Here is a 727-nt window from a genome sequence, read left to right as displayed (position 1 = left end):
GGCTCTACATCTTATGTCCAACAACAAAGCTGGGAAGCAAGAGCCAACCAAGTTGAGAAATTAGTGAGGGCACTATGAGCGATTTACGAGAAAACATCAGCGTATTACTGCATGGCGCGTGGCGACGTCGCTATATGATTGTCATTCCGATGCTTGTGCTACCTATCCTTGGTTTTGGCGTAAGCAAGCTCGTTCCAACAACGTACGTCGAACACACCAGCATGTTGATTCAAGAAACGGCGAAGATGAATCCGTTTCTGCAAGATATTGCCGTATCAACCATGCTTAAAGACCGTTTGAGTGCGTTGAGTACTTTGCTGAAAAGCCGTCACGTGCTCTACTCTGTCGCAAAAGAGCAAGGGCTGATTGACGATGACATGGGCGCGAAAGAACAAGAGTTCATCATCAAAGATCTCGCTTCGCGCTTGTCTGTTCAACAACTGGGTAAAGACTTTATCCAAATTCAGCTAAGAAGCGGTAAAGCACAAGGAATGGAGTCAATGTTAACGTCGGTGAGTAACCGATTTGTTGAACAACTGTTGGCCCCAGAACGCTCGTCGATTAAGGATTCCAGCCATTTCTTGACCATCCATATCAATAAGCGAAGAGAAGAACTCGACAAAGCCGAGCACGCTTTTGCCGAGTACAAAAACACCTACTCACACGCAACTCCAGAAATGCAGGGCCAAAGCTTGACCCGCCTAGCCAGCTTAAAGCAAACCTTGGC

General features: G+C 46.9%; 1 pseudogene. It reads left to right on the top strand.

The window, feature by feature from the left end:
- Window positions 1-74: 74 nt before the first annotated feature.
- Window positions 75-727 (top strand): annotated as a pseudogene (locus R7E78_RS26455) (chain-length determining protein); the annotation flags it as partial.

The sequence above is a fragment of the Vibrio sp. YT-19(2023) genome, from assembly GCF_033337395.1.
Note: the sequence above shows the minus strand (reverse complement) of the source record. Positions and strands in the feature narration are given on the sequence as shown.